We start from the raw sequence: 19,090 nt of genomic DNA, 5'->3' as shown, positions 1-19,090 counted from the left end.
CTCAGCGCACGGCTACCTGCATCGGATCGGTCCGCTGACCGGCCGCGTACACCAGCACGTTGCCGACATACATCGCGACCAGATCGCCACGACGATTGACGACGCAGCGAGCCGAACCGTAGTCCTTGCCCGTCGTTTCGCCGACCGCATGAACGACGATGCGCGGACGCGAGCCGAGGCGGAAATCCGCACCCGAAATGCCTTCGGGTTCACCGATGCGAACCGTGGTGCCTTCCGGCAGCTGTCCGTTGATGAACTTCTTCATGCAGGCATCCACACCGTGAGTGCCGGCGGCCTGGCTGGCGATCGGGCTGGCGAGCGTCGCCAGGGCGGCGAGCAGCATTGCGCGCCTTGCAAATCGTCGGGTCATGATCTTCTCCTCGAAGCGGTTGATTGCAGCGAACCGTTGCGATCCGCCGTTGAGGAGAAAATTACAGGTCGGGCGTGAAGCTTCCGGATGAAGATGCGTGAAAGTGGCGTGACCGCGGCGAATGCTGCTGCGCATGCTGACTTTGCGCAGGGGGTGCGGGACTGACTTTCGTAGGGAAGGCGATGAGCTGTGAGCTGTGAGCTGTGAGCTGTGAGCCAGAAACGGTGAACTCGGAATGGTGGGCGCGCCTTCTGTGGGTCCCACTTTAGTGGGACGTCATGCGAAGCATCGCCTTTCGGCGATGACGTCCGGCTGAAGCCGGACCCACAGCAGGACAAGCATGCGCGGAAAGCTGGGAGCTGTGAGCTATGGGCCAGAACAGGAATTCAGAATGGAGAGGCGCGTTGAGCCGTCACACCTCCGGGCTCGCAGCTCATCGCTGCTTCGTCCGCCTCATTCCCTCATGAACTTCAGCGCCTCCTTCGGCGCTGCCGCACCCTCTTCATCCACGTAGCACCACGCCCAGCGCTCGCCGGGCTCGAATGAAACCACCACAGGATGCCTGGTCTCATGATGATGGCGTGTCGCGTGACGATTCGGCGAACTGTCACAGCAGCCAACGTGACCGCACTCGAGGCACAGTCGCAAGTGGACCCATGTGCCTCCGGACTTGAGGCATTCCTCGCATCCTGATGCACGAGGGGCAACGGGGTGCGCATGCTTGATGTGTTCGCAGGTCATAGTTCGCTCGAGTGATTCAGTCGTACTCGACGCCCAGCAGTTCGCAAACGCGATCCGCCACCGCGATCAGCGTCTGAGCACAGGGCTCACACCCACCTCCGCAGCACCCCGGCCATTGCGATCGCGGCATCGCGAACAATGGACGAACGGTACTGCGGTAGTGCTCTTCGAGACCGTTCTCCTCGCTGGCGCGGGCCAGCGCGGCGACAAATTCCGTGGAACGGGTGCTGATCATGACGCCCGATTCTAGCGTTGCCGCGACCGGCCTGACATGTACCAGACATGCGTCTATTGCATCGGTGTCCCTTATCTTCAGGCATATTCGCCCGACCGACGGCACCGGAACAGGAGAATCGATGAACCCCAGAGGGATCCTCGCGACGCTGCTGGCGTCATGCCTGCTGATCGGCGCTTGCAGCAAGAAGCCGGCCGGAGCGCCGGTGTCCCAGGCCAGCGCGCCCGCAGTATCGGAGTTCGTCACGATCGAGGGCACGCAGTTCCGCCTGCGCGGCAAACCGTACTACTTCGCCGGCACCAACATCTGGTACGGCGGATACCTTGGCTCCGCAGGCCCGACCGGCGATCGCGATCGGCTCGTGCGCGAACTCGACCAGCTCAAGGCCGCGGGCATCACCAACATCCGCATCCTGGGCATGTCGGAAGCCAGCGAACTCAAGCGCGCCGTGCGCCCCGCGTCCATGACCGAACCCGGTAAGTACGACGAGCAATTGCTTGCGGGACTGGATTTCTTCCTCGCGGAGATGGCGAAGCGCGACATGAAGGCCGTCATCTACGTGAACAACTTCTGGCAATGGTCGGGCGGCATGTCGCAATACGTCTCGTGGTTCACGGGCAAACCCGTCGTCGATCCGGACGTCACGCGCGACTGGAACACCTTCATGGACAACTCCGCTCTCTTCTACGCAGTCCCGGCGGCTCAGGACGCTTATCGCGAAGTGATCCGCACGCTCGTCACTCGTCGCAACACCCTTACCGGAAAACTCTACAGCGAAGACCCCACCATCATGTCTTGGCAACTCGCGAACGAACCGCGGCCGGGCAGCGACGCCAATGGTCGCGCCAATGCGGAAATCTTCATTCGCTGGATCGACGAAACAGCGGCGTTCATCGGCTCGCTCGCACCGAACCAGCTCGTCAGCACGGGCAACGAAGGGTGGATGGGAACCGCTGGCGACAAGGACCTCTTCGTCGAATCGCACAAGAGCCCGAACGTGGACTACCTGACGTATCACATGTGGGCAGCGAACTGGAGCTGGTTCGATCCGAAGGACGCCGAGGCAACCTACGACAGCGCATGGACGAAAGCACAGGACTATCTGAACTGGCACATCGACATCGCAAAGCAGCTCGACAAGCCCATCGTCCTCGAGGAGTTCGGTATCAATCGTGATGGTGGCGCTTTCGCCGTCGACGCCGGCACCGCGTTCCGCGATCGCTACTACAAAGCCGTGTTCGACCTGCTGCATCGACGCGCCGCGGAAGGCGCACCGATCGCGGGCTCGAATTTCTGGGCGTGGAACGGTGCGGGCCGCGCCACCAACGCCGACTTCATGTGGAAGCCGGGCGATGATTTCGTCGGCGATCCGCCGCAGGAGCCGCAAGGACTCTACGGCATCTTCGACAGCGACCTGTCGACGATCGCGATCATCCGGGAACACTCAGCGCAGATGCAGGCCCTTGGCCAGTAGCACCCGCGCGATCGATCACTTTCGCGCTTCAGGCCGCCACAGCGTTTCGCGAAAGACGATCCCGGGCACGTCCACTGGCTTGCCGTCGACGAGCTTCGGCCGGAAGCGCGAAACACGAACGGCATCGAGAATGTCGCGTGCATATTGTTCACGCGTGTCGTGCTCAACGATGCGCGCATCGGCAACGGAGCCGTCGGCCTTCACGGTGAACTCGATCTGTACATGCTGAGTACGGGTTTCTTCCGGCGGCAGCCCCGGAATGTGAGCCACGATCATCGGCGTCGGATAGAAGACGCGGACAGGCGAGTCGAATGCCGCGGCTGCCGGACTCGATGCATTCGACGCAGCCCGGCTCAGTTGCCACGCCTGCTGATAATAGGAGAGAGCATCGACGGGCGCTTTCTTGATCTGCTGCCAGTCACCCATCTGGATGAGTGTTTCGACACGAACTTCCGACGATGCGCGCGGATCGGCTTCCAGAACCCACAATGCGCGCTTCAGCGCATCCTCACCTTCCGGATCGAGCTTCCTGGGCAGGATGATGCGATGCCCTCTGGAATCCATGCGGAATGGGGGACTACATTCGAGTGCAATGGTCTTGCAACCCTTCGGTGAACGCGGCCGCAACCATTCCTCCGGATAACTCTGCCTCAGCATCTGGGCACGAGCGATTCCTCTCAGCGGCTCCACGACGGCGGGATGATTGGGAGACAGCTTCCACGAAGCGTTGTCGAGCGCGACCTTGAAGCTCATGCGGGCCTCCTCTGTCTTGCCGGTCTCGGCAAACCAGTTCCCCAGATCGCACATGGCCTCAACGACTTTGACGTCTCCCGCGCCGTACGCCTTTTCCGCGACACGTCCCCTGTAGACCAGAAAGTCCTGCGCCTCCTGCTTTCGATCCAGCGCTGTGAGACTGGCGGCGAGCACCTTGAGCGTTTCCTGCTGTCGCACATCGAACAACCCGTACTTGGCGCGCTGGATGGTCAGCGCTCGCTGCAGTCGGGGCACAGCTTCATCGTGATGCCCGGATCGGGAGAATGCGATCCCCAGGCCGGTCAGCGGAGTGAGTACGCGAACGTCCTCGAATCCGTGCCGTTCCGCGAGCTGCAACGCTTCGTTGTAGGCAGGTGCGGCCGCCTCGTACTGACCTGCGTTGGCGTGCGCGTCGCCAAGAGCAGTCAATGCAGCTTCGAGTGAAACGCCTTCGGCGCCCGATCTCGCCGCAGTCACCCGTGCGAGCGCGGTTTCGATGTCTGCATTCGGACTCTGAGCGGCGACGGTCGCTTCAGGAACCCGATTCGCCGGCTCAGCCGCAAGTGCGCTGGCAGCGACGCTGACGGCGATCACTGTTGCAGCGGCTCGGACGAGGGCTGGGAGTGGACTGTCCATACGTGTCGGGAGAGACAGGTTTGGTATGCGCCGAGAAGCGTAGCCAGTATGTGCCCGCAAGGCCATCCCTATGGGCGCGCGGCGCGATACCAACACTGTCCAAAAATGCTCTGCGCAAGCGGGCTTCGCAGATTCGCCCGTCTCAGGGACACGAAGCAGACACGACGCGTTGCCTGCTTCGTCCTCTACTACAGACTCCGGGCTACAACGGCAGTTCTCTTCCTGCTTGCTCGCGAGTCAGGTACTCGGCGTACCACTCCGGCCAGTCATCGTGCTTCTGTCCCGGATTGCGCTTCTCGTGCTCGCCATGCGCTTCCGCAGCCCGCCGCAGCGCGGCAGCCAGATCTGCCGACGAAGCGAAAGTCGCCTGACCTCCGTCTATGCGTCCCGGCAGTCGCGACGTGACTTCCTGCAGGAACCAGCCGTTGCCGTCGGGATCGTTGAACGATGCATAGGAAGCGTAACTGTGACGCTCAGGATCACGCCCGGGCATCGGCGGCTTGCCGGGACCGGCAACGTGAAACACCTGGCTGACTTCGATGCCCTTCTCGACGAGTTCCGCACGTGCGGCTTCGACATCGGATACGACCAGGAAGAGGCCACGTGCCGAACCAGGAGGCGCTGGTGTGACGCCTTTGCCGAAATGAATCGAGGAAGAGGAACCAGGAGGCGTGAACTGAATGCCCCGAAATTCATCGCCGGCGACGAAATCGCCATCGAGCCGCCAGCCTAGATCGCTGTAGAAGCGTTTGGCGCGTTCGATATCCGTGACCGGAATGGCGACGACTTCCAGCTTCATATCGACATGCGGGGACATTGCGGTGCTCATGTGCCGTACTCCAGGTTGTGGCGAAGGCTCGTGGCTGTGTTATCGCTCAGGGCGATTCGCGTCGCCATACGAAGCTTCCCCGCCCTCGATGACGAGGGTCGAACGCTGCGAACGACGATCCTCGCCGTGGCGCGCAAATCCCGCAGCAGAGCGCGCTGACTGAGAAGATTCGGCAGTGCGGCCCACGGACTCGCGGAGTGCGCACGCACCCGACGCGCAAGCACAACTTCAACGATTACAACCTTGTCCATCGGTGAGCGTTGGTGCTGACGCGCCACACCATCGACCGCAGGCGATTCTTCTATCCAGTTGGACTGCGAGCGCGCAGTATCCGACCCGGTCCCGCTGCAGGAATTCCTTCTGCGAATCTGAAGTCACCGGCTGGCCCCAGCCCGAAGCAGCACGCAGACAGCGTCATCGACGCAACCGTCCTTCGGATCATCTGCTTGATAAGGAGGTGTCATTCGCAATGACGCCCGAACTCGATTGCCGCCGCGATATGCAACGGCTGCTCTTGTCGTCGGGCTCGGACTTCTATTTTCCATCCTCAGAAGGAAGCAAGACCATGAATGCTGCATCTGTACAGCCCAAGGGCGGTGATGCGACGACGATCCGTCCACTACACGTGAACATCCCGGAAGCGGAGCTGGAGGAACTGCGCCGACGTATCAAGGCAACCAGGTGGCCCGACCGGGAAACTGTCGCAGATGCATCACAGGGCGTGCAGCTTGCGATGATGCAAGCGGTCGCACACTACTGGTCAACCCAGTACGACTGGCGCAAGGTCGAGGCGCGGATCAACGCGGTGCCGAACTTCATCACCGAAATCGACGGACTCGACATCCATTTCATTCATGTGCGTTCCAAGCACGAGGATGCACTGCCCCTCATCGTCACGCACGGCTGGCCCGGCTCGCCGATCGAGCAGTTGAAGATCATCGATCCATTGACCAACCCGACGGCTCACGGCGGCAGCGAGTCGGACGCCTTTCACGTGGTGATCCCTTCGATGGCCGGCTATGGGTTCTCGGGTAAGCCCACGACGCCCGGTTGGGATCCCGCTCGCATGGCGCGGGCATGGGTGGAGCTGATGAAGCGTCTCGGCTACAGCCGATTCGCGGCACAGGGCGGTGATTGGGGCGGATTCGTCACGAACCTGATGGCGCAACAGGCACCACCAGAGTTGATCGGCATCCACGTGAACTTCTCCGGCGCCGCGCCGCAGGGTGTTACCAAAGCGCTTCAGTCCGGCGGTCCGCCGCCGACAGACCTCTCGGCCGAGGAGCAGCGGGCCTATGGTCAGATGGCATTCCTCTACCAGCACGTTCCTACGCAGCTGATGATGGCCGCACACCCGCAGACTCTGTGCGGGTTGGCGGACTCACCCATCGCTCTTGCCGCCTGGATGATCGACCATGACGTCGCGAGCTATGGCCACCTCGTGAAACTCTTCATCGATGCAGAGCCTTACGGCGACCTGACCCGGGACGACATCCTCGACAACATCACTCTTTCCTGGCTGACGAATACCGGCGTGTCCAGTGCCCGGCTCTACGTGGAATACAAAGGCGCCTTCTTCACCGACTACGACATCTCCGTCCCGGCTGCGGTGAGTGTCTTCCCTGAAGAGGTCTACCAGGCTCCGCGGAGCTGGACGGAGCGGGCGTATTCCAAGCTCCTCCACTACAACAACCTGGACAAGGGCGGTCACTTTGCGGCCTGGGAGCAGCCGAAGCTGTTCTCGGAAGAAGTCCGCACGAGCTTCAGATCATTGCGTCACTGATCGACGAATCGAGCGCCTCGTGCAGAGCCCGAAGTTCGCGCGGCAATTCATCGCGAACTTTGGGCTCATGGCACACCAGCACAAGCTTCCGCTGAAGGGCAACTGATTCATCCGCACTCGCGGATCTTCGGAATCGTCAACTCAACTATCGAACCTGAACTACCGCCGGAGGCGTCCAGCTCCCGTCGGTCACACCTTCCTTGGGCCAATACGCCCGCACATACAGCGAGAAGTCTCCCTTCGGAGCAGGCAGCCAGTTCGCTCGCTGCGAGCGATCGCTCGGTGGTTCGGGCTGCACGTAGATCGTCAACGAACCGTCCTTCGCAAGTTTCAGGTCCGTGTTCTTGGTGCCGACGGAGAAGCGGTTGATCGGGTTGGCGACGAAGAAGTGATGCTCGTTGTAGATCGAGAGCGACCAGAATCCATGGACCGGCGGTGTCTGTCCTTTGGCGAACGTCACCGTGTAGCGATTGGCGCTGTTGAGACGCGTGCCGTTCGAATCCAGGTCCTGGTAGAAATACTTCGTTTCGTTCGGCGAGTTCACCAGGATATTGGACTTGGCCACCGCTGTGCGTGTGAAGTAGTCCGTGCCGAACGCCGACTCGTTCGAAATCGTGCTCCAGTGGTGCGGCAGCTGCTGTCCGTAGTTCCGGAACTGGAACAGCGGCGTCACCAGCTGCTCATGCGATTCCTTCGCGCCCTCGGTCATCGCCTGCTTGATCTTCGGGTCCGCCGCTGCAGCCTTGAGAACTGCGAGCACCTGCGCATACCGAGCCTCCTCGCCGGGCAATGGGGGCGCATCGGCAAGCACTGCGGGCAGCTCATCGACCATCTTTTCGGGGAAGACCCACTGCGTCTCCTCCTCGCTTGGCGGCGGAGGCGGAAGCTGCGGCAATTTGGTCCAGTCCTTCTGTTTCATCGTGCCGTCGAATTGCGCGAGCGGATAGGCCACGACTTCCCGCAGCACAGACTGGATCGCTCGCTTGTCCTGCGCGGTGTCGTCCTGAAAGACCCGGGGCGCCACGAGCCCGGTGTTGGTAGATGAGCGAAAGACCTCTGTTATTCCTTTGGGCACATCGCCCTTCCAGTTCGGACCGACCAGCAGATAGAAGCCGGGTGTCGTCCCGTACATCCTCCCCAGCTGCACGAAACTGTCGGTGCGGAGATTCACCACCTGGTAGACCCAGAACCGGTTGCCGAAGTCAGGCACCTGGACGACCACGGGTGACACATCCAACGCGATGGCGCCGATACCATAGACGACATCCTGGTTGGGGCAGGCAACGGAACGCTCGGCGGGATCGACGTAGTCCGTAAGCATCGCGAGCTGATTCAGCGGCGCCGACATCAACGGTCCCGATCGACTGATTTCCTTGAACTGCGAAAAATGCAGGCGGCGGTTGTACATGTTCATCATGGGCCACGCCCAGAAGTAGGCATCCTTGCCGACGAGCTTGGCGTATTCCTCAGTGATCTTCACTCGCGTATCCGGTGCGGAGGGCATCGCCGCCGCCCAGCCGGGCGACGCGGGGACGGATGTTTGAGATAGCGAAGTCAGCGGCAGCATTGCCACCGTCGCCAACACCACACGCATGCTCGTACCGTTCATGAACAACTCCGCACTTGTTGATCGCAGCTCTACTTCAGCTCGAACGCCACCTTCTCGATCTCCCCCGTGAACCTGAAAGGCAGCTTGTAGGTGAAGTCGATGGCGGAACCGACGTCCTGGCCGATATCCATGCCCTCGCCCAGAGAGAACTGGATCGGAACGGTTTGCGGCAGCCGTCCCTCTGCAATCTTGCTGCCGTTCGCTGAGAGCACGATAGTTGCCGCCTTGCCGAACTCGCCCTTTGCGCCCTGGTAGTTGAAGTCGACTTTCAGCTGGACTTTGCCGGCTGGCAGCGGCTGCTGTGCCTCGATGACGTACCGCTCCTGCGCGAGGTAGTTGTACGAGAAGACTGGCTTGCCGGCTCGCAGGTAGAGACCATATCCACCGGTGATACCGCCGTGCGTGACGATCATGCCTTCGGCATCGTTTGCCGGGACATTGACGTCGGCAGTGACCGACCAGGACTTGTTCAACACTCGCGGCGCGGCATCATTCGGTACGGCGAGTTGCCCTGGATAGTAAGTGAGCTTGCTGCGCTTGCCGCCGAGTTCGGGACGCCCCATGAGCTCTGCATTCAGGCGCTCCGACGCTCGCCAGTCGAGCGGCAGCACGTGGTACTTCGCCGCCTCCGCCCACCACAGGTCCTGCAGCTCACGCAGCTTCAATGGGTTCTTCGCCGCGAGATCGGTCGACTGAGTGAAATCCTCGTCGATGTTGTACAGCTCCCACTTCTGCTTGTCCGGATCGAAGCCGGTGCGGATGGGCTGCCACGGCGGAAACGAGAGCGCGGAGGCCATCCAGCCATTGTGGTAGAGGCCGCGATGGGCCCCGAGCTCGAAGTACTGCGTCGTGCGGCGCGAGTTCGCTTTCGCATCGCCGAATGTGTAAGCAAAGCTCACGCCTTCGATGGGCTGCTGGGCCACTCCGTTCAGCGACTGAGGAGGCGTGACGCCCGTGATTTCATACAGCGTCGGCACGATGTCGATCACGTGCGTGAACTGCGATCGCAGGCCGCCGCGATCAGTGATGTGGCCCGGCCACGAGATGATCATCGGATTGCGCGTGCCGCCGAAGTAGCTCGACACCTGCTTGGTCCACTGGAATGGCGTGCACATGGCATGCGCCCAGGCGGACGGAAAATGATTGAAATGCTTCGGACCTCCCAGCTCGTCGATGACTTTGAGGTTGTCCTGGTACTTCTCCGGGAATCCATTGAAGAACAGGTTCTCGTTCACCGAGCCTTCGATGCCGCCCTCCGCGCTCGCACCGTTGTCGCCGACGATGTAGATGAAGATCGTGTTGTCCAGGCCGGGCAGCGCCTTGATCGCATCGACGACGCGACCCATGTGATGGTCGGTGTGCGCCCCGAACGCCGCGAAGACCTCCATCATGCGTGCGTAGATGCGCTTCTGATCGGCATTGAGCGAGTCCCATGCCGGCAGCCCCGCAGAGCGCGTAGTCAACCTGGCATTCGCCGGCACGACACCCAATTGTTTCTGCCGCGCGAGCGTCTCCTGCCGATAGCGATCCCACCCCATGTCGAACTTGCCCTTGAACCGGTCGATCCATTCCTGCGGCACGTGATGCGGCGAATGATTCGCTCCCGGTGCGAGATACAGGAAGAACGGCCGATCCGGCGAGATGGCATTGACCTGTCGCACCCACGAGATCGCGCGATCGGCGATGTCTTCGGTGAAGTGGTACTTCGGATCCGTGGACGGCGGAACGAGGTTGCGATTCTCGTAGACGATCGGATTCCACTGGTTCATGTCGCCCGCGTTGAATCCATAGAAGTAGTCGAAGCCCAACCCGTTGGCCCAGCGATCGAACGGACCTGCGATGCTGGCTTCCCAGGGTGGCGTGTTGTGGTTCTTGCCGATCCACGCCGTCATGTAGCCATTCTGTCGCAGCACTTCGGCGATGGTGCCGGCACTGCGCGGAATGATGCTCGTGTAGCCGTCATAGCCCGTTGCTGTTTCGGAAATAACCCCGGTCGCGACAGAGTGGTGATTGCGGCCGGTCAGCAACGCCGCGCGCGTCGGACTGCAGAGAGCCGTCGTATGAAAGCGATTGAAGCGAATGCCCTCGGCGGCCAGCTTGTCCATCGTCGGCGAAGGCACACCACCGCCGAAGGTGCTGTACTGACCGAAGCCGGTGTCGTCCAGCAGGATGAGAACGACGTTGGGTGCGCCCTTGGGCGCCTGCACCGGCTGAGGAAACCGCGGAGGATCGGAATCCAGGTAGGTTCGCCCGACGGGGCCTGGAAAATGAAAATCCGGCCGCGGCAGCACTACCGGCGTTCCTGCTGATTGCTTGTCAAAGCCTGGGGGCGATTGCTGAGCAAGACTCCCGGACGGATGCACAACCAGCGCCAGGAGCAATGCCGGGAGAAGGCTTCCTTTACACCATAGCCGCATGGAGCACCCATTGCGTCGCCGCAGTGCTCCAAATGTCCCATTGGTTCGAGCCACTGAGCATTCGTAGTGAGGGCAACTTACGTAGGTACCGTGCTACGGCTACGGCTCAGGAAGTCCCTCTTCGGCAGGCTCCGCGATGTGAAACACGATCTGGCCGACACTCACAGCGCCGGAAGGGTCGGTTGCATTGACGTAGGCACCGTACATTCCCGCTGTCGGGAATGTTGCTGCAACCAGCGGCCCGATTGCAGTCTGGCCGTCGCTGAACGTCCACAGAAAGCTCAGCTCATTGTCACTGTCTTGCGATGGCAATGCAGTGAGCACGACCAGCTCCCCTGCAGTCCCGTTCGAAAGCTGAACGACGTCGAGCAATGACGATGACTGTCGAGCTGACACGACCACCTGCGATGAGTCGCTGTTGATATTCCCGTGAGCATCACGAACCGTGAACGTGATCGTGTAGGTTCCCGCTGCGAGGTAGACATGAGCTGCCTGCATGCCAGCGGCGAATGTGTTGTCGCCGAAGTCCCACGCCAACTGCAAAGGAGGCGTACCTTCGCCGCGACCAGTGACTTGCACCATGTCGCCCACACGCGGAGTCGTGGGCTCGATCAGATCGATGCGGGCACTGGCCACAGTCGGGTTGCTGACTGCGGCGCATTTCCATTCGGTGCCCAGCAACGCCGGGCTGAGGATCACGACCAGCAGCACACCCCGGCGCGACAGCGGTGATTGGGATCGCATAGCGTTCGCCTCGCGAACATGACGCGTTCGGAAGTCAGCCTCCAGCGTTCGTCAACGACAGCAGCGTCAGGCTTCCATCGCCGCCGTTTCCTCCGGCGGAGCTGCTCGATCCGCCCGCCAGGAATCCCGCGCCGCCACCGCCGGCGCACGCACCACCATTCACACCAGCAGCATTCACGCTTCCGCCAGCACCGCCGTTGCCAACGCTTCCACCGCCGCCACCCGAGTTGCCCTGCGAGTTGCCTGAACCACCGAGTCCGAGCAGCCCGCGGCCTCCGTTCTGTACGGAGCCGCCACCCGGATAGGCACCGCCGCTGCTTGATGATGGCGATATCGAGTACTCATACATGTTCGCTTCGGTGCTGAAGTTCGTGCCGACCTTGCCGACGCTGCCGCCCGACGCACCAGGGGTCTCGAATGCGATATCCGGACCGGTGAAGCTCGTTGCGGTGCCAGCATCGCCTGGAACGCTCGCAACTCGAGCACTCGTTGCCTTGGCTGCATATGCCGATGCTCCCCCTGCGCCACCGTGGCCGATGACGATGGTGTAACTGTCGGCTGCCAGGGGTCCGAGAAGGATGGTTGCGACGGGAGATCCTGCACCTCCGCCGCCGCCCGCCGCGGTCCCGCGTTCTGTCGCGGGGGCCGGTCGCGCGGAAAAGCTGTAACTCCCGCCGCCGCCTCCACCGCCGCCGCATGCCCGCACAAGGATGTAGCGCACGCCTTCGGGCCGCCGCCATTCATAAGTGCCGCTCTTACTCCAGGACACCTCCTTGACTCGCGCTGCGTTCGTTCTCGACGTGTCCTGTGCCAGCACTTCGCTCTGCCGGAATGGAAGCAAGGCAATCACTGTCGCGAGAGCGAGCAGACGTACGACTGATTGGACTTTCACACGGCCTCCTGCGCGTGTTGGACGACGCGCAGGAGCATAGGACTGCGTATTTTCCGAAGGTATACGTAGCAAGTGCGACTCTTCAGCCGCTACGCGGATTCGAGTAGTAGCCTCGCGGCCCGCATCGCGCCATCGTTACGAATAGTCGCGGCGACCGAGAGTGCTCGTGCGCGAGTTCCTGAGCTAAGCGCGAGCGCCAGCGCGGCCGACAGCGATTCAGCTGTCGGTGTCGGACCATCGTGCGCGGCGCCGATGCCCAGCGCCTGAACTCTGCTCGCCCAATAGGGTTGATCCACGATCTGCGGCACGATGACCTGTGGGCTTCCGGCTCGCGCGGCAGTTGTCGTTGTGCCGGCACCGCCGTGATGCACGACGGCGGCCAGTCTCGGGAACAGCGCCTGCTGATTCACTTCGCCGACGATGAAGCAATCATCGCGATCGTCCACCAGCGCAAGCTCCGCCCAGCCGCGTGATACGAGAACGCGGCGACCCTGCGCCCGCACGACATCGATGGCCATGCGTGCGAAATCCTTCGGCGCGGGAAGGCTGCCGAAACCGACATAGACCGGTGGCGCACCAGCATCCAGGAACGCGAGCAGGTCGAAGGGCAGCGGCCGGTCATCACGGAGAATCCACGCGCCGGTTTGAACGACGTCGACCATCGCGGCCGACGAATCCCACGGCGCGAGCACTTGATCCGCCGCGAGCCACGGTCGATCGGTGTAGCAGTGACCACGCACATCATCGACTCTCGGCAAGCCGACTGACGCGCGAAGCGTGTTGAGTCCTTCACCGAACAACTCGTTCATGACTTCGACGTCGCGATTCCATAGAACGCGATTGTCCGTGACGTCGGATGGATGAGGATGACTTCGGTACTCGAAGGGACGTCGGTCCAGCGACGGCAAGAAGATCGGACAGTACGCCGCGAGCACGTAACGCATGCCGAGTTTGTCGGCGACAGATCGCGCGGCGGCAACCGAGGAGAAGAGACCGGTTGCCACCATCATGTCGCAATCCGTCGCGGCTGCACTGATTGCCTCGTACTGCGCGGCCATCACCTGCGCCGCGATCTTCGGCAGCGAGATCGTCGCGCGTTTCGGCAGCATCTCAGCGACCCATTCACGCACCGATGTAAAGGCCGGCAGGAGCGGCACTTCGGCCGCGGCAAACAGCTTCACGAACTCTTCATCGGGAGGCGCACACACGCGCGCATCCGCACCGAGCGATCGCAACGCGACCGCAAGAGCGAGCACGGGCTGAACATCTCCACGTGATCCGAATGTGCTCAACAACACTCGCATTTCACACCCCCGTCGTTGCAAGGGCGGCGATGCTGCGCCAGAGCCCGGGCCTTACGGCAAGCCCCCGGACGCGGTATATTCTCAGCACGGCGGATGGTGATGGTTGTCACTGTCCCGCTTACGACCACAGGTCGTTCGCACAGATCGACAAGGGCGCCTCGTGAAGGCGCCTTTTGCTTTTCCGGACCCCACGTTTGCAGGAAAGATTCCCCTCCCCGTCCGCGGGGAAGAATCAGAAACGCTGTCGGAAGGCAGGTCCTTGCTTCGTCCTCCGGACACAGCAATCGGCGGTGCGGAGTATCGAAAGTGAAGAAGCCGACCATTACCGCGTTTGAAAAGTCGCCCGATCGCGGGCAGGGCCTGGCACGCGACATGCGCGTTCGCTGGGCGTTCGAAGAAGTCGGTCAGCCCTATGACGTCCGGCTGGTCTCCTTCAGCGAGATGAAGAAGCCGGCGTACCGCGAGCTCAACCCGTTCGGTCAGATCCCCACTTATCAGGACGGCAATCTCACGCTCTTCGAATCGGGCGCGATCGTGCTGCATATCGCGGAGCGGCACACAGGACTGCTGCCAAAGGATCCAGACGCCCGTGCCCGCGCCATCATGTGGATGTTTGCCGCGCTCAACACCGTGGAGCCGCCGATCGTCGAACGCTCGATGGCTATGATCGTGGAGCGCGACAAGAGCTGGCACGAGGAACGCCTGGCGATGCTGGAAGATCGCCTTCGTGTACGGTTGGATGAACTTTCCAAGCAGCTCGGCGACGCCGACTGGCTCGACGGCGAATTCAGCGCCGCTGACCTGCTGATGGTGACGGTGCTCCGACGGGTTGGGGTGAGCTTCCTCGCGCAATACCCCGGCCTCACAGCGTACATCGCGCGTGGCGAAGCTCGCCCCGCGTACAAGCGCGCCTTTGCCGATCAGTTGGCGGTTTTCACCGGCAAGCCATCCAGCGGCTGAACAGCATGCGTGCCTGGAACCACGAGGTTCCCGGCACCACCCTTCCATCGCCGACTGCGGCGGGGCTATTCTCCGGGTCCCTCGTTCGCCGATGCGCTCTCATGAATGCTTCCCAGGGCGGGATTGCGTCATTCGGACCGTTCCGGTTGTGTCCGGCAAGGCGAGTCATCGAGCGCGATGGCGTTCCCCTCGCGCTGGGCGATCGCGCCCTCGACATCCTGATTGCACTGGCCGAACGCCCGGGCGAGATCGTCAGCCACCGCGATCTCATTGCTCACGTCTGGCGCGATCTCATCGTCACGCCCGGCAATCTGCGTGTCCACATGAGCGCGCTGCGCAAGGCACTCGGCGATGGCGACGGCGGAGCGCACTACATCGAGAACGTGACGGGCCAGGGATACTGCTTCGTCGCACAGATCACATACGAAGCGACGACACGCTCGCCGGGACGATCCGTCGGGTATCCCGACGCTGCCCGCAAGCGACTGGTTCTGCCGCCGAGACTGAGCCGGATGGTGGGTCGTGAACAGATCGTGCACTCCATCCGCAACGATCTGCTTGCCGAGCGATTCGTCACCGTCATCGGGCCCGGCGGCATCGGGAAGACGACAGTCGCGGTCTGCGTCGCACACGAATTGCTCGAAGAGTTCGCTGGCGCCATCTGCTTCGTCGACCTGGGCGCGGTCGCGGATGGACAACTCGTCGCCGCGACGATTGCCTCTTCCCTGGGATTGTCCGTGCAGACCGCGGACGCGCTTCCCACTTTGCTCGACTACCTGCGGACGCTGCGGATTCTCCTGGTGTTCGACAATTGCGAACACGTGGTGGACGCGATTGCAGCGTTGGCCGAAACGATCTTCCGGGAAACGGCCGGCGTCCATCTTCTGACGACGAGCCGCGAAGCGCTTCGCGTCGAGGGAGAGCGCATCTACTGGCTGCCCGCTCTCGAGAGTCCCTCACCGCAATCGAGGATGAAGGCCGCCGATATCCTCGAATTTCCGGCTGTGCAGTTGTTCATGGAACGCGCGACCGCCGGGGGTGGGCGATTCGAGCTGGACGATCGCAACGCGCCGATTGTCGCGGGCATTTGCGGTCGACTCGAAGGAATCGCGCTCGCCATCGAGCTGGCCGCGGGACGCGCTGGTACGCATGGCATCGCGGCGACAGCCGATCTGCTCAACAAAAATCTGGGGCTCGACTGGCACGGACGACGCACGGCTCACCCGCGGCACCAGACGCTGCGCGCGCTGCTCGACTGGAGCTATGGATTCCTCCCGGAAAGCGAGCGACTCGCCCTCTGCAGGCTGTCGATCCTCGTGGGGACATTCACGATCGAAGCGGCAACAGCGGTCGCAAACGAAGGGGCGAGTGAGGCTGATACGCTCGCGACGCTCGATGCTCTCGTCGCCAAATGCCTCGTCTCCGCACAGCCCGAGGACGACGGTTCGGTGCGCTATCGGCTTCTGGAAACGACTCGAATCTACGCGCTCGAGAAACTGCGGGCGAACGGCGAGTTCCCACTTGCCGCACGCCGTCACGCGGAACATGTCGTCAAACTGCTGAACGCACAGCATGGCGGACTCATCGACCTGGAATACACGGGTCGCGCGCACGCACTGCGCGATCATCTGGGCGACATGCGCGGCGCGCTCGAATGGTGTTTCCGTCCGGGCGAGATCACGGACCCGATCCTTGCCGTCGATCTGGCGGCGGCGGCGGCACCGGTGTTCTTCGAGCTCTCCTTGCTGAACGAATCCTTCAAATGGAGTGCCGCTGGACTCGCCGCTCTCGATGAGACCACTCGCGGCGGACGGCGCGAGATGCTCCTGCAAAGCACGTGGGCAATCTCGTCCATGTGGGTGCGAGGAAATACCCAGGATGTACTGGGTGCCATCGCTCGCGGCCTGGAGCTTGCGGACCCGCTCGACGAGCCGTCGCAGCGATTGCGGATGCTCGCGACGCGACATCTGTTCATGACACGACTCGCCGACTTTCGCGGTGCGCTCGTCGCGGCGGAGGCATGGGATGTCGCTGCGAAGCAGGCCGGCGACGCGACCTGCCTTGCGATCTCCGATCTCATGCAAGGCGTGGCGCGGCATTTCGTCGGTAACCAGGCGGCGGCACGGCGCCATTTCGATGCCGGCTTCGCACGGGCAGGAGAACGAAATCTGCAGCTATGCGGTAACGACCATCGCGTACGCGCACTGATCGTGTTGTCGCGCGTATTGTGGCTGTCCGGTCTTCCGGAGCGCGCAACCGATACCGCTCGACAAGCGATCACAACGGCGATGCGATCGGGGAAGCCGCTCGACACCTGCTTCGCACTGCTCTTCACGAGCCCGGTTTATCTGTGGTGCGGCCACTGGGACGCCGCGCAGGATGTCCTGACGCAACTGGTCAACCATCCGCACTGGCCGATCCTGAAGCCGTTCCACTCCAGCGCGACCGCATTGCAGGGCGCATTGTTGATCGGGCGCAAAGAGGCGAAGCGTGGCGTTCCGATGCTGCAGGCCGCTCTCGCGGACATGAAAGCTGAACGACAGAATGTCATTCGTACGCTCGCCGCTCTGTGGCTGGCGGATGGACTGATGACCACGGGACGAATCGAAGAAGCCGATACCGCAATACGTGACGCGCGACACGAAGCCGTACGTTCGGGCGAAGCAGTGTTGTTGCCCGAACTGTTGCGTGTGCAGGCGAAGATTCTTCTCGCCGCGTCGCCTGCCAACACCGATCGCGCAGTGCGCCTCCTGGTGCGAGCCCACCGGATCGCCCTCCGCCAGTCCGCCTTCTCGTGGGATCTGCGAGTGGCCATGGATCTGGCGCACATCATGCTGCGAGAGCGCGATGACGCGACAGCACGCAGCGTGCTCAGGGACGCCTACCATCGATTCACTGAAGGCTTCGCAACACACGACCTTGTCGCGGCGACAGAATTGCTGCATGAGATCGATCCCCCCCAGCGCGTGGGCGGCGGTCACATCTCGATGAACTGACCCTGCTTGAACCTGCGCCCGATGCCGCGGACCGCATTGAAATCTGAAAGCGGATTGCCGCTCAGGACCAGGAAGCTGGCTTCATAGCCTTCGCGCAACGCTCCGATCTTCCGTCCAGGGAAGATGGTGCGCGCCGACGTGTCGCACCACATGCGCAGCAACTCTGAGTTGCTGAAGACACCGAGACTGTGGAGCGCGAACGCCTCGGCGACGGCGGTATCCGAGTAGCGATCACTGCCGACAGCGAGCGCGACGCCGGCTTCCTTCAGCACGCGCAGGTTCCAGATCAGCAGTTCGCGCCATTCCCGAAACGCCTCTCCTGCGTTGGCTTTGTCGATTCGAGCGATCGCCGTGACGAAAGTCGTCACCACGACCGTACCTGATCGCGCAGCCAGCTCGGCATCCGCCTTCGAGATCCTGTATCGCTCGATCTGCACGTCGACCCAATCGTTCCGATCGGGCCTGAGGCCGGGCATGTGGTTGATTTCATCGACACCCGCCACGAGTGCATTGTGAAAGTCCGCTGCGGTTTCGATGTGGCACGACACGCGCAAACCCGCTGCATGCGCCCGCTCCACGACGAGCGGCACGATCGCCGGATTCAGTCCCGACCAGTCGTTGAAGAGCGGGTTGGCGTGCCGCAGCCCATACTCCTCGGAGTACTGCAGAAGAACCTTGATGAAATCGGGCTTCGACTCGAGGACCTGGGGCCACTTGCGCTCGAGATCCTCGACCCCGTCGATCGTGAAGTAGAAGCGCCCCTCGGCCCAATCCTCGGCGCGACCGCTTCGCTCGAGATTCCTCTGGCCGAGCGGCATCGGGTGTCCGCCCGTCGCTGTGAGACAGCCGTTCGAGAAAACGACGTCGATGCTGTCCCGCTTGTTGATCAGATCCTGGAGCGCGACCTTCGCGCGTGGCGGATTGGCCGGAACCTTCACGTAGAAGATTCCATCGGTCAGGTAGCGGCGAATGACTTCGGCGAGCTTTGGGCGCGGCTCTATATTGTGGTTGTGCGCTTCAGCGAACGGCGGGACGACGTAGCCTCCGCGGAGGTCGACGAATTCATCGACCTTGCCCGGGCGATCGAACGTCAACACTCCGCCGACGGAATAGAACGCACCGGCGCGAAACGCATGCCCGTCGAACCACGCTGCCTTTTCGAAGGCATACGTCTTCGCAGCCGCAACCGGATTCGCTCCGCCGGCTCCAGCCGACCCGCAAAGCAGAAGCGACACCGAGGCGGACAGGAAGGAGCGTCGATCGACCCCGGCGTCGTGCATTGGATCTCGATCCAGAAGGGTATGCGGCCAGATTGTAGGCCTTCGTTCGAGCCGGCGGACGACCGCC

At 62.3% G+C, this 19,090-nt stretch carries 15 protein-coding genes; 4 read left to right on the top strand and 11 right to left on the bottom strand.

From position 1 onward, the window contains the following. Position 1 precedes the first annotated feature (1 nt). From HNQ60_RS19895 to HNQ60_RS19885, 3 genes are all read right to left on the bottom strand, one after another. Positions 2-370, bottom strand: a complete 369-nt coding sequence (locus HNQ60_RS19895) for a hypothetical protein (protein ID WP_184334540.1) — start codon at positions 368-370, stop codon at positions 2-4. Between the two features lie 453 nt (positions 371-823). Beyond that, positions 824-1,111, bottom strand: coding sequence for a UBP-type zinc finger domain-containing protein (locus HNQ60_RS28370; protein WP_184334539.1), 288 nt, complete (start codon positions 1,109-1,111; stop codon positions 824-826). Between the two features lie 16 nt (positions 1,112-1,127). Beyond that, the gene (locus HNQ60_RS19885; protein WP_184334538.1) at positions 1,128-1,346 is read right to left on the bottom strand and encodes a hypothetical protein; all 219 of its coding nucleotides are present in this window, start codon (positions 1,344-1,346) and stop codon (positions 1,128-1,130) included. Positions 1,347-1,467: 121 nt separating this feature from the next. Here HNQ60_RS19885 and HNQ60_RS19880 point away from each other — a divergent pair, with 121 nt between their 5' ends. Then, entirely contained in the window at positions 1,468-2,820 is a 1,353-nt protein-coding gene (locus tag HNQ60_RS19880; RefSeq protein WP_184334537.1) for a glycoside hydrolase 5 family protein, read from the top strand. Between the two features lie 15 nt (positions 2,821-2,835). Here the strand turns inward: HNQ60_RS19880 and HNQ60_RS19875 are convergent, their stop codons facing one another. Together HNQ60_RS19875 and HNQ60_RS19870 are read right to left on the bottom strand one after the other, a co-directional pair. After that, the gene (locus HNQ60_RS19875) at positions 2,836-4,167 is read right to left on the bottom strand and encodes a tetratricopeptide repeat protein (RefSeq protein WP_221304323.1); all 1,332 of its coding nucleotides are present in this window, start codon (positions 4,165-4,167) and stop codon (positions 2,836-2,838) included. A 244-nt stretch (positions 4,168-4,411) separates the two neighbouring features. Further along, a complete protein-coding gene (locus HNQ60_RS19870; RefSeq protein WP_184334535.1) occupies positions 4,412-5,038 on the bottom strand; it encodes a VOC family protein in 627 nt (208 codons plus the stop codon). A 565-nt stretch (positions 5,039-5,603) separates the two neighbouring features. On the opposite strand from HNQ60_RS19870, the gene HNQ60_RS19865 reads away from it, so the two are divergent. Then, positions 5,604-6,821, top strand: a complete 1,218-nt coding sequence (locus tag HNQ60_RS19865; protein ID WP_221304322.1) for an epoxide hydrolase family protein — start codon at positions 5,604-5,606, stop codon at positions 6,819-6,821. A 145-nt stretch (positions 6,822-6,966) separates the two neighbouring features. Here HNQ60_RS19865 and HNQ60_RS19860 read toward each other — a convergent pair whose 3' ends face one another. The 5 genes from HNQ60_RS19860 to HNQ60_RS19840 all read right to left on the bottom strand — a co-directional run bounded on the left by HNQ60_RS19860 (position 6,967) and on the right by HNQ60_RS19840 (position 13,787). After that, positions 6,967-8,430, bottom strand: coding sequence for a DUF1254 domain-containing protein (locus tag HNQ60_RS19860; protein ID WP_221304321.1), 1,464 nt, complete (start codon positions 8,428-8,430; stop codon positions 6,967-6,969). Positions 8,431-8,459: 29 nt separating this feature from the next. Next, positions 8,460-10,637: an arylsulfatase gene (locus tag HNQ60_RS19855; protein ID WP_221304320.1), complete on the bottom strand. Its 2,178-nt coding sequence runs from the start codon at positions 10,635-10,637 to the stop codon at positions 8,460-8,462. A 309-nt stretch (positions 10,638-10,946) separates the two neighbouring features. Continuing rightward, positions 10,947-11,591: a PKD domain-containing protein gene (locus HNQ60_RS19850; protein WP_184334533.1), complete on the bottom strand. Its 645-nt coding sequence runs from the start codon at positions 11,589-11,591 to the stop codon at positions 10,947-10,949. A 34-nt stretch (positions 11,592-11,625) separates the two neighbouring features. Then, a complete protein-coding gene (locus HNQ60_RS19845; RefSeq protein ID WP_184334532.1) occupies positions 11,626-12,483 on the bottom strand; it encodes a glycine-rich domain-containing protein in 858 nt (285 codons plus the stop codon). An 89-nt stretch (positions 12,484-12,572) separates the two neighbouring features. Next, positions 12,573-13,787 carry a glycosyltransferase gene (locus tag HNQ60_RS19840; protein WP_184334531.1) on the bottom strand — a complete coding sequence of 405 codons (1,215 nt, stop codon included), beginning with the start codon at positions 13,785-13,787 and terminating at the stop codon, positions 12,573-12,575. A 306-nt stretch (positions 13,788-14,093) separates the two neighbouring features. Between HNQ60_RS19840 and HNQ60_RS19835 the strand changes: the two genes are divergently transcribed. Both HNQ60_RS19835 and HNQ60_RS19830 read left to right on the top strand, forming a co-directional pair. After that, a complete protein-coding gene (locus HNQ60_RS19835; protein ID WP_322096890.1) occupies positions 14,094-14,747 on the top strand; it encodes a glutathione S-transferase family protein in 654 nt (217 codons plus the stop codon). A 101-nt stretch (positions 14,748-14,848) separates the two neighbouring features. Continuing rightward, on the top strand, positions 14,849-17,743 hold the full coding sequence (locus tag HNQ60_RS19830; RefSeq protein WP_184334530.1) for an ATP-binding protein: 2,895 nt from the start codon (positions 14,849-14,851) through the stop codon (positions 17,741-17,743). On the opposite strand, the gene HNQ60_RS19825 is transcribed toward HNQ60_RS19830, so the two are convergent. Next, entirely contained in the window at positions 17,725-19,023 is a 1,299-nt protein-coding gene (locus tag HNQ60_RS19825) for an amidohydrolase family protein (protein ID WP_184334529.1), read from the bottom strand. The two genes, HNQ60_RS19830 and HNQ60_RS19825, sit on opposite strands and share 19 nt — an antisense overlap. Between the last annotated feature and the right edge of the window lie 67 nt (positions 19,024-19,090).

The organism is Povalibacter uvarum (assembly GCF_014202975.1).
GTDB classification, from domain to species: Bacteria; Pseudomonadota; Gammaproteobacteria; order Steroidobacterales; family Steroidobacteraceae; genus Steroidobacter; species Steroidobacter uvarum.
Note: the sequence above shows the minus strand (reverse complement) of the source record. Positions and strands in the feature narration are given on the sequence as shown.

What these genes read in the sequence shown, in the direction of transcription:
- HNQ60_RS19850 (WP_184334533.1), bottom strand. Translation starts at nt 11,591, where the DNA reads ATGCGATCCCAATCACCGCTGTCGCGCCGGGGTGTGCTGCTGGTCGTG.
- HNQ60_RS19885 (WP_184334538.1), bottom strand. Translation starts at nt 1,346, where the DNA reads ATGATCAGCACCCGTTCCACGGAATTTGTCGCCGCGCTGGCCCGCGCC.
- HNQ60_RS19825 (WP_184334529.1), bottom strand. Translation starts at nt 19,023, where the DNA reads ATGCACGACGCCGGGGTCGATCGACGCTCCTTCCTGTCCGCCTCGGTG.
- HNQ60_RS19860 (WP_221304321.1), bottom strand. Translation starts at nt 8,430, where the DNA reads ATGAACGGTACGAGCATGCGTGTGGTGTTGGCGACGGTGGCAATGCTG.
- HNQ60_RS19880 (WP_184334537.1), top strand. Translation starts at nt 1,468, where the DNA reads ATGAACCCCAGAGGGATCCTCGCGACGCTGCTGGCGTCATGCCTGCTG.
- HNQ60_RS19870 (WP_184334535.1), bottom strand. Translation starts at nt 5,038, where the DNA reads ATGAGCACCGCAATGTCCCCGCATGTCGATATGAAGCTGGAAGTCGTC.
- HNQ60_RS19895 (WP_184334540.1), bottom strand. Translation starts at nt 370, where the DNA reads ATGACCCGACGATTTGCAAGGCGCGCAATGCTGCTCGCCGCCCTGGCG.
- HNQ60_RS28370 (WP_184334539.1), bottom strand. Translation starts at nt 1,111, where the DNA reads ATGACCTGCGAACACATCAAGCATGCGCACCCCGTTGCCCCTCGTGCA.
- HNQ60_RS19830 (WP_184334530.1), top strand. Translation starts at nt 14,849, where the DNA reads ATGAATGCTTCCCAGGGCGGGATTGCGTCATTCGGACCGTTCCGGTTG.
- HNQ60_RS19840 (WP_184334531.1), bottom strand. Translation starts at nt 13,787, where the DNA reads ATGCGAGTGTTGTTGAGCACATTCGGATCACGTGGAGATGTTCAGCCC.
- HNQ60_RS19865 (WP_221304322.1), top strand. Translation starts at nt 5,604, where the DNA reads ATGAATGCTGCATCTGTACAGCCCAAGGGCGGTGATGCGACGACGATC.